Consider the following 13201-nt stretch of genomic DNA (forward strand, 5'->3'; position numbering starts at 1 on the left):
AGTAAGATTATTGAAAGCGCTGTTGGGAAACCAACAGCGCTTTTTTATTGTCTGAAATTGGCATTTGATGGCGGTTTAATCTTATTGTGTGCAGTTAATCAGGCATTTGGATCATGGTAGGCCAAATGCTCTGAGATGTGTTTCCTGATATAAGGAATGACTTCATTTTCAAACCAAGGGTTCTTCTTGAGCCAGATATTATTGCGTGGCGAAGGGTGGGGTAATGGCAAAAACTCAGGCGCCCACCTTTGCCAATCACGCACGGTTTCGGTCAATGTGCTGGTGGTTTTGTTTGTTAGGTAATGGTTTTGTGCGTACTGGCCAATCAGCAGTGTCATTTGAACATTGGGTAGAGATTGCAGCACTTTGTTGTGCCAAAGCTCCGCGCACTCTTTGCGTGGTGGGAGATCACCACTTTTCCCTTTCCCCGGATAACAAAACCCCATAGGCACAATCGCGACTTTTTGCTCGTCGTAAAAAGTATCGCTATCTATCCCTAACCATCCTCTTAATCGTTCGCCACTGGCGTCATTCCAAGGGATCGACGACTCATGCACCTTGATACCCGGCGCTTGACCTATTATCAGCAAGCGCGCGTTTGGATGCGCTTGAATCACCGGGTTGGCACCGTGTGATAGGTGAGGCTCACAAGCTCGGCATTGTCGAATCTCTTTAAGTAACGAAGAGGACATCAGTAACCTTTATCAAAATCGATGACATGATTAAGTGTAAAGCCATCTCGCCACTGTTTGTAATTCTCTGCGAAGATCTCGACTACTTGTCTTGGCTCACTGAGTGCAGCGATGTGTGGAGTGATGGTGACTTGCGGTAGTTTCCAGAAAGGATGTTCCTGAGAGAGGGGTTCACTTTCAAACACATCTAAAAATGCGTGTTCTACCCATCTGTTTTTTATGGCGAGCAACAAGGCTTTATTGTCGATACTTTCCCCTCGACCGACATTAAACAGCAACACATTAGAGCAGTAACCTAACGTGGTTTGGTTCAACAGCTGATAGGTTTCAGCGGTTGATGGCAAGGTGTTGACCACAATATCGGCCTGCTTAAGGGCAGCCTCTATCTCATTGATGTGGAAAGTCTCTTTAAAGGTTTCTTGTTTGGATGGGATACCCGTACGGTTGACACCTATGGTATGAATACCAAAAGCCGCCGCGGTTTTTGCCAAATGACTGCCGATTGAACCTGTTCCTAAAATCACCATAGTTTTGTCAGTTAGGCTAGTATAAAGCTGTGGCTGCCAGTTTCGTTGTTGTTGATGCTGGTGGTAATGAGGGAAGTGTCTACAGTGACTGATTGTGTAACCCAATACGTATTCTGCGATAGCCGGACCAAAGATGCCTTTGACGTTGGTTAGCGTATAGTCCTGACGCAGATCTGGCTGAGTGAGTTTATTGATTCCGGCATAGGTACTCTGTACCCAGTCTAGCTCTTTAAACTCGCCGAGGCGTTCTGCGATTAGAGGTGGTGACGCCAAGACAATCTGTGCTGATTCGGGGTTTTGAGTGATTTCTAGGTCGGGTAAATCCTGGTTTAGAATCAGTTGCGTATAGGTATCGTCATGCTCAGTAAGAATATAGAGCTTATTCGTAAAATTGTTCATCGGCTTACCTTTTCCCCCCAGGGTTTATCAAGTACACTTTCGCTGTCTTTTTCTGCAATTATTGAGTGACTATGCTTCAGAATCCACTGCAGGTTCGTCTTGAAAAGTTAGAACCTTGGCAACAAATTACCTTTATGGCGTGTCTATGTGAGCGTATGTACCCTAACTATGCCATGTTTTGTGAGAATACAGAATTTGCGGAAGCTCGAATCTATCGTGATGTTTTGGATAGCATTTGGGAAATCCTGACGGTTAAAACAGCAAAGGTGAACTTTGAGCGTCAACTTGAGAAGGTTGAAGAGCTATTCCCTAGCGGTGATGATTTTGATTTTTATGGTGTTTACCCAGCAATGGACGCATGCCAAGGCCTAGCAACGCTAATTCATGGTCTTCTTGACCGTGAACATATGTTGGAAGCGGTAATTAAAGTGAGTCAACAATCGGTGAAGACGGTTGCTGAGCTTGAGTTTGCTCAAGGCGCTGAAGAAGTGACGAACGAAAACCAGAAAGAAAACGAAGCGGTATGTGAAGAGTGGGACGTTCAGTGGGCCATTTTCCGACCTTTACGTGAAACGACTGAGCGTGACTTAGAGTTGATCAAAGACCTACGCCACGAACTGCGTGAAGACCCAGTCAGTAACATTGGTGTTGCGCTATAATTCGCAATTGCACCAAGGTACGAATAAAAACAAAGGCTCCCTAGGGAGCCTTTGTGGTATCTGACGGTATCAAATTGAGATTAAGCGTCTTTTTTGTCTTCGTTCTGCACTTTGTCTTTTGATGCGTCGTCGTCATTCGTTGATTTTGCATCTGAAGAGTCGTTGTCTGCTGGAGTTTCTTCCTCTAGCTCGTCCTCGTCATCGCGGTTTTCGATAACACCGTGTGTCTCTTTCCACTTCTCCCAGCGTTGGAACGCCAGTTCTTGCATATCAGTCGTCTTATCCGCTTCATCGACAATCTCTTCGCCCACTAGGTGCTCAAAGATGTCTTCTAGGGTGATGATGCCCTGAATAGTGCCGTATTCGTCCACAACTAAAGACAGTTGCAGGCGGTTTGCCATCATCTGGTCAAAGGCTTTAGCCAAGCCCATGTTGTTCAGCAACACGTGGATAGGGCGCATTACTTCACCCAGAGCTTTCTCACCACAACCGGCTTGCTGCAATCTAAACAGCTCTAACCGGTGAACAAAACCGATGATGTTGTCACTCTGCTCGCTGTAAACCAGCGGGCGTGAGAATGGCGTGTCTTTATGTTGTTCTAGGAAGGTATTGACACTCATTTCCGCATCAACACGGAATACCACTGGGCGCGGCGTCATTATTTGAGTCACGGGTACATCTTGAATACCCAGTAGGTTGCTCAGGATTTTTGATTCGCCTTCTGCAAACTCGCCGCTCTCTTTTGCCAAAATCGCCATTGCAGATAGCTCATCACGCATTTTTGGTGCTTGGTGGCCACGAGCAAGACGTTTGGTGATCTGTTCTGAGAACCAGACAAACGGTGTTAGGAAGAACACCATCCAGCGCAGCACGCTTGCCGAAGCAGGGGCAAGTTGACGCCAGTAGGTTGCACCAATGGTTTTTGGAACAATCTCAGATAATACCAAGATACCTAGCGTTAGCACGGCAGAGAAGACACCTAACCATTGGCTACCAAAAACGACAGCCGCTTGTGCACCTGCTGTCGCAGCTCCGATAGTATGGGCGATGGTGTTGAGCGTTAAAATTGACGCAAGCGGGCGGTCAATATCTGTTTTCAGTTTGTCTAAAGACTCTGCTGCAGGGTGCCCATTTTGTTTTAGTTGAGCAATGTAGCTCGGACTAATACTCAAAAGTACAGCTTCCAAAACAGAACAAATGAAAGAAACTCCAATAGCAATGGAGACGTAAATAGATAGCAGCAGCATGTTTGCCCTTAAATTAAATTGTACGCTTTAGCAGCGATTCAGCGTGGATTATAGTGAAAAAGTAGTGGCTAGGTCATCATTAATTTTGCTCTCAGCCCCTTTTAAACAAGGGCTTGCTTAATAAAATCAGTAACAAATTGTGAGTTATTACTCATATTATGGCTAAAACTACGGCATTAGAGCTAAAGATCGACGACAAACCTTTGCCAGATGGGGCATTTATGTTTTAGAGTGAATTGAATTCAAAAATACAAAGAAGGGAAACCTAAAATGAACAAGACTCAATTAATCGACTTTATTGCTGAAAAAGCGGACCTTTCTAAAGCACAAGCTAAAGCTGCTCTAGAAGCGACTCTTGGCGGTGTTACAGATGCTCTTAAAGATGGCGATCAAGTTCAGCTAATTGGTTTTGGTACTTTTAAAGTAAACCACCGTGCAGCTCGCACTGGTCGTAACCCAAAAACTGGTGATGAGATCCAAATCGCTGCTGCAAATGTTCCAGCATTTGTTGCAGGTAAAGCGCTGAAAGATTCAGTGAAATAATCTAAACTGTACCGAGGTAGTCGTATTCCACCTCGGTACAGGTTTTTATGAAAAAAGCATTTCTTCTCGTTTCACTATTATCTACATTTCTTATTGGCTGTTCTTCAACAAGCCCTCGCAAAAACCTAGAGCAATTTGAAACTCACACTGGCGGCCAAGTCATGGGCGACGCGACGAGTTTCTACTGGGTTACAAACAAGCTAACACAACCTCATACTTCAGCTGACTACGTCACTGTCGGCGATTACGGCTGGTACCAAACTGATTATGCTTGGTCAGAAGGCGTGCTTCGTGAATTCATTCGTGAAGGCGAGCAGCGTAATTCTTCTAATGAGCTGGTTCCCTATCGAGTCCATGTGCGTTTCAATAAGTCAGGCGAAGCTGTGTATCAACAGTATCGTATTGATAGCAAAATCTTACCTATCCAAGCCAAGCAGCTTGAAAACTATCAGAAAGAAGCGACGTCGGTTCTAGAGACCACAACGAAGCAGCATGATGAAGGGCTTAGGCTGATTCAGGGTTACTGGAATGGCAGCTCTTTTAAAACGTGCGCTGGTGGTGAGTTTGATCGCATTGAATTTAACCAGACCTTGCCAGGCTTCGTGATTGACCGATTGGCGTCTGTGGAAAGCTATGCGGCGTTTCTTGGCAGTGATTCACTGGGTAAGATGAGCGTGGAAGAGTTACTGATGCTGGCTGAAGACAGCCATGATTGTGTCGTTAGGCCATCATTGTTGAAAGAATAGCGAGTAATCAAAGGATTGAGAGTATTTGGCCTACTGTAGGCCAAGTGCCTATTTGTCTGTACAAATACAGATTCTTGTGTAAATGAGATAATAAAAGGCGCCTATTGAGGCGCCTTTTTCTGTTATTCACTTGCTGTCATTTGCTTACTGTTATTGGAAAGTAAGCGAGCAACAAGATTGTTTACTGCTCTTGTTCGCGCGCAATCGCACGGTAACCAATATCATTGCGGTGGAACATACCATTCCAGCTAACTTGCTTCGTCAACGCGTAAGCGCGCTCTTGAGCCTCAGAAACCGTATTGCCCAGTGCTGTTGCACAAAGTACACGACCGCCGTTTGTCACAACGTCGCCAGCTTCATTATTTGTCGTACCCGCGTGGAAAACCTTTTGGCCTTCAACTTCGCTTGTTGGTAGTGAAATAACGTCACCTTTTGCGTAGTCAGCAGGGTAACCGCCAGCCGCAAGAACAACACCGATAGAAGCGCGTGGATCCCACTTCGATTCTGCTTCGTCGAGCTTCTCGTCGATAGCCATTAGGCAAAGTTCAACAAGGTCTGACTCCATACGCATCATGATAGGTTGCGTTTCAGGGTCGCCAAAGCGGCAGTTGTATTCGATAACTTTAGGTGTGCCGTCAGCATCGATCATTAGGCCAGCGTAAAGGAAACCTGTGTAAGGTGCGCCTTCTGCGTCCATACCACGTACCGTTGGGTAGATAACTTCCTCAAGGATACGGTTGTGGATTTCTGGAGTTACAACCGGCGCAGGAGAGTAAGCACCCATGCCGCCCGTGTTTGGCCCAGTGTCTTTGTCGCCAACACGTTTGTGATCTTGGCTGGTGGCCATAGGAAGCACGCTAGAGCCGTCAACCATTACGATGAAGCTTGCTTCTTCGCCTTCGAGGAACTCTTCGATAACAACGCGGCTGCCTGCTTCGCCAAAGGCGTTGCCCGCTAGCATGTCTTTGATTGCGTCTTCTGCTTCTTCAAGGGTCATCGCAACGATAACGCCTTTACCTGCCGCAAGACCGTCAGCTTTCACTACGATAGGAGCGCCTTGCTCGCGAACGTAAGCGATAGCTGGCTCAATCTCAGTGAAGTTTGAGTAGTAACCTGTTGGGATATCATGACGAGCTAGGAAGTCTTTAGTGAATGCTTTAGAGCCTTCAAGCTGTGCTGCAGCTTGAGTAGGGCCGAAGATTGGCAAACCTACTTCGCGGAATGCATCAACCACACCGATAACCAATGGTGCTTCAGGGCCCACGATAGTCAGTTCGATTTTTTTATCTTGAGCAAACGCGACTAAACCAGCGATGTCTTCAACGCCGATGTTTACGTTCTCTAGTTTTGGCTCAAGTGCAGTACCTGCGTTACCTGGAGCGATGAATACTGTTTCAACGTTTGGGTTTTGTGCTGCTTTCCAACCTAGTGCATGCTCACGACCGCCAGCACCAATAATCAATACATTCATGTTTTAAACCTTCAATCAAAATTGATAGTAGTAGAACTAAAAAATGTCTGAGCAACACTAAATGATAGTGTTGCTCATCTCGGAGCGCAGCGTTCTCGTTTCCCGTAGCGAAGCGCTCTCGTATCTTTTCTTTCTAGTGGCGGAAGTGACGCATGCCCGTAAAGATCATCGCCATGCCGTGTTCGTCTGCTGCTGCGATAACTTCGTCATCACGCATAGAGCCGCCCGGTTGGATAACACACTTGATGCCAGCCTCTGCAGCCGCATCGATACCGTCACGGAATGGGAAGAATGCATCTGATGCCATCACACAGCCTTCAACCTGTAGACCTTCGTCTGCAGCTTTGATGCCTGCGATTTTCGCAGAGTAAACGCGGCTCATTTGGCCAGCGCCAACACCAATTGTCATGTCGCCTTTCGAGTAAACGATAGCGTTAGATTTAACGTATTTCGCTACTTTCCAGCAGAATAGAGCATCTTTCAATTCTTCAGCTGTAGGTTGGCGCTTAGAAACCACTTTAAGGTCATCTTCAGACACCATGCCTTGGTCGCGGTCTTGAACTAGCAAACCACCGTTAACGCGTTTAACGTCAAAGCCAGTTGTCTTCGTTGTCCACTCACCACACTCAAGTAGGCGAAGGTTTTTCTTAGCCGCTACGATTGCTACTGCTTCAGCAGAAACTGATGGTGCAATGATAACTTCAACGAATTGACGCTCAGTGATAGCCGTTGCTGTTGCAGCGTCTAGCTCACGGTTGAAAGCGATGATGCCGCCAAATGCAGAAGTTGGGTCTGTTTTGAATGCACGGTCGTAAGCTTCTAGGATGTCTTCACCTAGTGCAACACCACATGGGTTAGCGTGCTTAACGATCACACATGCTGGCTGGTCGAACTCTTTCACACACTCAAGTGCTGCGTCGGTGTCAGCGATGTTGTTGTAAGAAAGGGCTTTACCTTGAATCTGGCGAGCTGTAGAAACTGATGCTTCTTCAGGGTTTGCTTCAACGTAGAATGCGGCTGCCTGGTGGCTGTTCTCACCGTAGCGCATGTCTTGCTTTTTCTCGAACTGTTGGTTGAACGTGCGAGGGAATTTGCTCTTGTTTTCAGGAGAAGGTTCGTCACCTTCTTTGTTCTCACCGTAAGATGGAACCATAGTGCCGAAGTAGTTTGCGATCATGCCGTCGTAAGAAGCGGTGTGCTCGAATGCTGCGATAGCGAGGTCGAAGCGAGTCTCTAGTGTTAGAGATTTATCGTTCGTGTCCATTTCAGCGACAACGCGCTCGTAGTCGTGTGCGTTAACAACGATCGTTACGTCTTTGTGGTTTTTCGCTGCAGAGCGAACCATTGTAGGGCCGCCGATGTCGATGTTCTCAACAGCATCAGCAAGGGTACAACCTTCTTTAGCAACGGTTTCTGCGAATGGGTATAGGTTTACAACAACCATATCGATAGGGTTGATACCGTGAGTTTCCATCACGTCATCATCTTGGCCACGACGGCCTAGAACACCACCATGAACTTTTGGGTGCAGAGTCTTAACACGGCCATCCATCATTTCTGGGAAACCAGTGTAGTCAGATACTTCTGTAACAGAGATGCCTTTTTCAGCAAGCAGGCGAGCAGTGCCACCGGTAGATAGGATATCTACACCACGGTTAGCAAGAGCTTGTGCAAATTCAACGATACCAGTTTTGTCTGATACGCTGATTAGAGCGCGGCGAATTGGACGAGCGTTATTCATGCTTCCATCTTCCTCAAATTCATGGGGTTAAAATAAAGATATTTGCCAAAAAAGAACTTGTTTCTATCTTCTTAGCGTGGATTATCTTAGATACCAGTAAGAGATAAAATATTGGCCAGTTTTGGTAAAGACCTTTTGGGTTAGTCTTATGATTAAGCTATAAGATAACCAACTCCAAATTTGATGGCGCAGATTCTAACTAATTTATTACAAAAAAGCTCGCGCAATCGTTTGGCATCTCAAAATTAATTATGAAAAGTGCCATTTCAGCCTGAAAAGTAACGATAAGGTTAATTGTGGAATGGACGAAACAGTAGGAAAAAACATGTTTCAGATCGGTGAATTAGCGAAGCGATGCGGTGTGACAGCCGATACCTTGCGATTTTATGAGAAGAATAACCTGATCGCGCCAGCCAGTCGCAGTGACTCGGGTTATCGCCTATATGATGAAAATAACCAGAAACAGGTGACGTTTATTCTCAAATCTAAAGCGTTGGGGCTGAGTTTGGACGAGATTAAAGAATTGCTTGAGATTCGCCTCGAGGCCACACAGCACAGTTGCGCTGAAGTGAAGTCGATTACCTCAGCAAAATTAGAGATGATTGATGAGAAGATCACTGAGTTAACTAAGATTCGCACCGCACTTAAGAAGATTAATGATGCGTGTTGCGGCCACGTAGACGACGATGCAAGCCATTGTTCGATTCTGGCAGCCTTGGATTCCGCAAACGTCGACAAAGGGCGCTGTTGTCGCACTGGAGAGTAATCAGCCACTATCACGGATCGACAAGCCAAAAAAAAGCCAAACTCAACAATGAGCTTGGCTTTCAATTCAATAAATTACGAAAGAACGATTAGTTCATGCCGTATTTTTTAAGTTTCTTGCGAAGAGTACCGCGGTTAATACCCATCATGGTTGCTGCGCGAGTTTGGTTACCGCGAGTGTACTGCATGATAGTGTCTAGTAGTGGCTGTTCAACTTCAGCTAATACTAATTCGTATAACTCGCTGACTTCTTGACCGTTTAATTGAGCAAGGTAATTTTTCAATGATGCTTTAACTGAGTCACGTAGTGGCTTCTGCGTGATTTGGTCTTGTGATGTAACTGTAGTTACTGTCAATGCTTCTGAAGTCAGATTTTGTTCGAACATATTCGGTCTAGCTCTTCTCGTAATTATGGTGCAACGTTATCAAAAAAACCTTCTAGCGCTTCAAGCTGCAGATCACCTGCTTCGAATGCGTTGAAGGTACGGCGAAACTCACTCGCTTGTTCATGTTCTTTTAGATACCAACCCACATGCTTACGAGCGATGCGAGGGCCTAAAAACTCTCCATAAAATTCATGTAGAGCGTGCACATGACCAAGCATGATGTCTTTCACTTCCGAAATCGGGAGTGGGTCCATCGTGGTGCCGTTTTCCAAATAGTGTAGGATTTCGTTAAAAATCCAAGGACGTCCTTGGGCAGGTCGACCTATCATTAAAGCATCAGCGCCGGTGTACTCCAGCACAAACTTCGCTTTTTCCGGACTATCGATATCACCGTTAGCGATAACCGGAATAGATACTGCTTGTTTCGCTGCTTTAATGTGTTTGTATTCTGCCTCACCTTTGTACATACAAGCGCGAGTTCTTCCATGGAGCGCAAGAGCTTGTATGCCGCAGTCTTCGGCTATTTTCGCGATTTGGACACAGTTTCTATTGTCTGTATCCCAGCCTGTGCGCGTTTTCAACGTTACTGGAACGTCGACAGCATTTACCACCGCTTTCAGAATGTCTTCAATGAGTTCTGGATGCTGCAGTAAGGCTGAGCCCGCAAGCTTCTTATTCACTTTTTTGGCTGGACAACCCATGTTGATATCGATGATTTGCGCACCGTTATCGACATTAAATTGAGCAGCCTCGGCCATAAGCTGTGGATCTGCACCAGCGATTTGTACTGAACGAATGCCCGATTCGCCTTCATGTACCATACGCTGCTGAGACTTTGACGTTTTCCAAACTTTCGGATTGGAGGACATCATTTCACTGACTGCCATCCCCGCCCCGTAGCGAAGACACAACTCACGGAATGGTCTATCCGTTACGCCAGCCATAGGAGCGACGATTAGATTGTTCTTAAGTTGATAATTTCCGATTTTCAAAAATGTCATCACAGTTCTGTACCAGCAAGGGCGCGCATTTTACGCATTTTTTCGCTGCGTGAAAAGACTAATATTTGAGCATTTACAATTTGTTTTTGTAATTTGTTTAAATTTCAGTCAATTAGCGCCCAAAGTCTTGTCTAGCCTTGCTTGCGACCTGAGATTCGACACCATTCTTGTTGTTCGATGATCGGATCAATGTGAAGCTCATCACGATAATAAGTGGCAACATCTTCTGCTTGTGTATCTAAAACACCCGACATCGCAAGTACACCATTTGGCTTAACTAGGCCCTTGATGATGCCAGAAAGGTCGCGTAATGGACCCGCAAGAATGTTGGCAACAACAACGTCTGCTAGCAAACCTTCCGGTTGATCTTGTGGCAAGAACACCTCTAGTTGCTCAGCAACGCCATTGCGTTGTGCGTTGTCTTTTGATGCAAGCAGAGCTTGAGGATCAATGTCGATCCCGATAACTTTTGCTGCGCCTAGTTTGATCGCAGCGATCGCTAGGATGCCTGAGCCACAACCGAAGTCGATCACGGTTTTGCCTGCAAGGTCTAAGCCTTCAAGCCACTCAAGACACAATGCCGTTGTCGGGTGAGTACCTGTACCAAATGCAAGGCCAGGGTCTAGCATTACGTTAACAGCGTCAGGTTCAGGGATATCGCGCCAGCTAGGGCAGATCCATAAACGCTCACCAAACTTCATTGGGTGGAAGTTGTCCATCCATTCACGCTCCCAATCCTTGTCTTCAATTTGCTCTACTTTATGAGCAAAGTCTGCAGGGAACATGTTGCTTGCTTTAATCTGCGCTAGAACGACACCAGTATCAGTCTCAGCGTCGTAAAGCGCGAGAATGTCAGTATCACCCCAAAGGCGAGTTTCGCCTGGCAGAGGCTCAAATACAGGGGTATCTTGTGCATCCAGGAAAGTTACAGAAAGAGCACCAGTCTCTTCCATTAACATGTCGCCGATTTGTTCGGCATTTTCATTGGTAGCATTAAGCTTGATTTGAATCCAAGGCATGGCTGCATCTTCTATATGAGAAAAATTGGATGGCGATTCTAGCAGAAAATATGAGCAAATTCACCAAAACCCCACGGAATATAATGGGGATTAAAGATTGATTTTTTCGGCGGTTCAAAAACAAAAATGCTCACCGAAGTGAGCATTTTGACTGTTCTTAAACGAACGGATTATGACAAACCAAGTTTCTTCTCAAGGTAGTGGATGTTTGCACCACCGTGTTGGAAGTTTTCGTCGTTCATAATAGACAGTTGAAGCTCAGTATTAACGTTAATACCTTCAACAATCATTTCACCCAATGCGTTCTTCATACGAGCGATAGCAACATCACGGTTCTCACCGTAAGTGATCAGCTTACCAATCATTGAATCGTAGTGTGGTGGCACTGTGTAACCCGTGTAGATGTGAGATTCCCAACGTACGCCCATGCCGCCTGGTGCGTGGAAACGTTCAATCTTACCTGGTGAAGGTAGGAAACGAACTGGATCTTCAGCATTGATACGACATTCGATTGAGTGGCCACGCAGCTTAATGTCATCCTGAGTGAATGATAGAGGCTGACCAGCTGCAATACGTAGCTGTTCTTTCACTAGGTCGATACCCGTTACCATTTCAGTAATCGTGTGTTCAACCTGGATACGAGTGTTCATTTCGATGAAGTAGAATTCACCGTTCTCGTATAGGAATTCAAATGTACCTGCACCGCGGTAACCGATCTCAATACATGCACGAGTACAACGTTCGCCAATGTACTTACGCATCTCTTCAGTGATACCTGGAGCTGGCGCTTCTTCCACAACTTTCTGGTGACGACGTTGCATTGAACAGTCACGCTCACCTAGGTGGATAGCATTACCTTGGCCATCTGCAAGCACTTGTACTTCAATGTGACGTGGGTTTTCTAGGAATTTCTCCATGTAAACCATGTCGTTGTTGAAACATGCTTTTGCTTCAGCACGAGTCATCGCGATAGCTTCTGTTAATTCTGCTTCAGAACGAACAACACGCATACCACGACCGCCGCCGCCGCCAGATGCCTTGATGATAACTGGGAAGCCAATGCGTTTAGCGTGCGCTTTGTTTTTTGCTTCGTCGTCGTTAAGAGGGCCGTCAGAACCTGGTACACAAGGTACGCCAGCTTTCTTCATTGACGTGATAGCTGACACTTTGTCACCCATCATGCGAATGGTTTCAGCTTTAGGGCCAACGAAGATAAAGCCACTGCGCTCTACCTGTTCTGCAAAGTCTGCATTTTCAGATAGGAAGCCGTAGCCAGGGTGAACAGCTACTGCACCTGTAACTTCAGCTGCGCTGATGATACGAGGGATGTTTAGGTAGCTATCGATACCACGAGCTGGACCGATACAAATGGTTTCGTCTGCAAGCAGTACGTGCTTAAGGTCACGGTCAGCAGTTGAGTGAACCGCTACCGTTTTAATGCCAAGCTCTTTACATGCACGCAGAATACGTAGTGCAATCTCACCACGGTTCGCGATTACTAATTTATCTAACATAATGAGTGCTCTCTATTATTCGATAATTACTAGAGCTTGGTCGAATTCTACTGGTTGACCGTCTTCAACTAGGATAGCTGTTACAACACCAGATTTATCAGCTTCGATTTGGTTCATCATTTTCATTGCTTCAACGATACATAGCGTTTCGCCAGCAGTTACAGATTGACCAACTTTAACGAATGGTTTTGCGTCTGGGCTTGGAGCGCCGTAGAAAGTACCAACCATTGGAGAAAGAACTTGGTGACCAGCTGGAACTGCAGGAGCTGCTGCTTCTGCTGCTACAGGTGCCGCCGCAGGAGCTGCTGCCGCTACAGGTGCTGGAGCAGCTGCATATTGAACAGGTGCTACAGGTGCAGTGCTGTTACGACTGATTCGTACTGACTCTTCACCTTCAGAGATTTCTAGCTCAGAAATACCAGACTCTTCAACCAATTCGATTAGCTTTTTGATTTTGCGAATATCCATTGTTTCTTTCTCTTTATCTGTTA

Annotated in this window: 14 protein-coding genes; 4 read left to right on the plus strand and 10 right to left on the minus strand. The window is 46.0% G+C overall.

Annotation, left to right across the window (positions count from 1 at the left end; all coding sequences use genetic code 11):
- Nucleotides 1-98: 98 nt before the first annotated feature.
- Together AB4307_RS11650 and AB4307_RS11655 are read right to left on the minus strand one after the other, a co-directional pair.
- Complete coding sequence (locus AB4307_RS11650) at nucleotides 99-692, minus strand: uracil-DNA glycosylase family protein (RefSeq protein ID WP_372103960.1); 594 nt, start codon at nucleotides 690-692, stop codon at nucleotides 99-101.
- The gene (locus AB4307_RS11655) at nucleotides 692-1618 is read right to left on the minus strand and encodes a D-2-hydroxyacid dehydrogenase (protein WP_050647076.1); all 927 of its coding nucleotides are present in this window, start codon (nucleotides 1616-1618) and stop codon (nucleotides 692-694) included. The genes AB4307_RS11650 and AB4307_RS11655 overlap by 1 nt, the downstream gene beginning before the upstream one ends.
- A gap of 71 nt (nucleotides 1619-1689) precedes the next feature.
- Between AB4307_RS11655 and AB4307_RS11660 the strand changes: the two genes are divergently transcribed.
- Nucleotides 1690-2277 (plus strand): YjaG family protein, encoded by a 588-nt coding sequence (locus tag AB4307_RS11660; RefSeq protein WP_017062699.1) that lies wholly within the window; start codon nucleotides 1690-1692, stop codon nucleotides 2275-2277.
- 80 nt (nucleotides 2278-2357) lie between these two features.
- Here the strand turns inward: AB4307_RS11660 and AB4307_RS11665 are convergent, their stop codons facing one another.
- A complete protein-coding gene (locus tag AB4307_RS11665; RefSeq protein ID WP_017068860.1) occupies nucleotides 2358-3524 on the minus strand; it encodes a CNNM domain-containing protein in 1167 nt (388 codons plus the stop codon).
- A gap of 270 nt (nucleotides 3525-3794) precedes the next feature.
- Here AB4307_RS11665 and hupA point away from each other — a divergent pair, with 270 nt between their 5' ends.
- On the plus strand, nucleotides 3795-4067 hold the full coding sequence (gene hupA, locus AB4307_RS11670; RefSeq protein ID WP_004729753.1) for a nucleoid-associated protein HU-alpha: 273 nt from the start codon (nucleotides 3795-3797) through the stop codon (nucleotides 4065-4067).
- A gap of 47 nt (nucleotides 4068-4114) precedes the next feature.
- Nucleotides 4115-4813 carry a DUF1481 domain-containing protein gene (locus AB4307_RS11675; RefSeq protein ID WP_017063655.1) on the plus strand — a complete coding sequence of 233 codons (699 nt, stop codon included), beginning with the start codon at nucleotides 4115-4117 and terminating at the stop codon, nucleotides 4811-4813.
- A 181-nt stretch (nucleotides 4814-4994) separates the two neighbouring features.
- On the opposite strand, the gene purD is transcribed toward AB4307_RS11675, so the two are convergent.
- Together purD and purH are read right to left on the minus strand one after the other, a co-directional pair.
- Nucleotides 4995-6284, minus strand: a complete 1290-nt coding sequence (purD, locus tag AB4307_RS11680; protein WP_017062702.1) for a phosphoribosylamine--glycine ligase — start codon at nucleotides 6282-6284, stop codon at nucleotides 4995-4997.
- Nucleotides 6285-6417: 133 nt separating this feature from the next.
- On the minus strand, nucleotides 6418-8025 hold the full coding sequence (gene purH / locus AB4307_RS11685) for a bifunctional phosphoribosylaminoimidazolecarboxamide formyltransferase/IMP cyclohydrolase (RefSeq protein WP_017062703.1): 1608 nt from the start codon (nucleotides 8023-8025) through the stop codon (nucleotides 6418-6420).
- Between the two features lie 325 nt (nucleotides 8026-8350).
- On the opposite strand from purH, the gene zntR reads away from it, so the two are divergent.
- A complete protein-coding gene (gene zntR, locus AB4307_RS11690) occupies nucleotides 8351-8791 on the plus strand; it encodes a Zn(2+)-responsive transcriptional regulator (protein ID WP_017062704.1) in 441 nt (146 codons plus the stop codon).
- An 88-nt stretch (nucleotides 8792-8879) separates the two neighbouring features.
- On the opposite strand, the gene fis is transcribed toward zntR, so the two are convergent.
- The 5 genes from fis to accB form a co-directional block, all read right to left on the minus strand.
- Nucleotides 8880-9176 carry a DNA-binding transcriptional regulator Fis gene (gene fis / locus AB4307_RS11695; protein WP_004729744.1) on the minus strand — a complete coding sequence of 99 codons (297 nt, stop codon included), beginning with the start codon at nucleotides 9174-9176 and terminating at the stop codon, nucleotides 8880-8882.
- Nucleotides 9177-9199: 23 nt separating this feature from the next.
- Nucleotides 9200-10168, minus strand: a complete 969-nt coding sequence (gene dusB / locus AB4307_RS11700) for a tRNA dihydrouridine synthase DusB (RefSeq protein ID WP_032546269.1) — start codon at nucleotides 10166-10168, stop codon at nucleotides 9200-9202.
- 140 nt (nucleotides 10169-10308) lie between these two features.
- Nucleotides 10309-11196: a 50S ribosomal protein L11 methyltransferase gene (gene prmA / locus AB4307_RS11705; RefSeq protein WP_017055901.1), complete on the minus strand. Its 888-nt coding sequence runs from the start codon at nucleotides 11194-11196 to the stop codon at nucleotides 10309-10311.
- A gap of 170 nt (nucleotides 11197-11366) precedes the next feature.
- Entirely contained in the window at nucleotides 11367-12710 is a 1344-nt protein-coding gene (gene accC, locus AB4307_RS11710) for an acetyl-CoA carboxylase biotin carboxylase subunit (protein ID WP_102320311.1), read from the minus strand.
- Between the two features lie 15 nt (nucleotides 12711-12725).
- Entirely contained in the window at nucleotides 12726-13178 is a 453-nt protein-coding gene (gene accB, locus AB4307_RS11715; protein WP_017062707.1) for an acetyl-CoA carboxylase biotin carboxyl carrier protein, read from the minus strand.
- Nucleotides 13179-13201 lie beyond the last annotated feature (23 nt).

It is taken from the genome of Vibrio sp. 10N.261.52.C2 (genome assembly GCF_041471425.1).
Classification (GTDB): Bacteria; Pseudomonadota; Gammaproteobacteria; order Enterobacterales; family Vibrionaceae; genus Vibrio; species Vibrio crassostreae_C.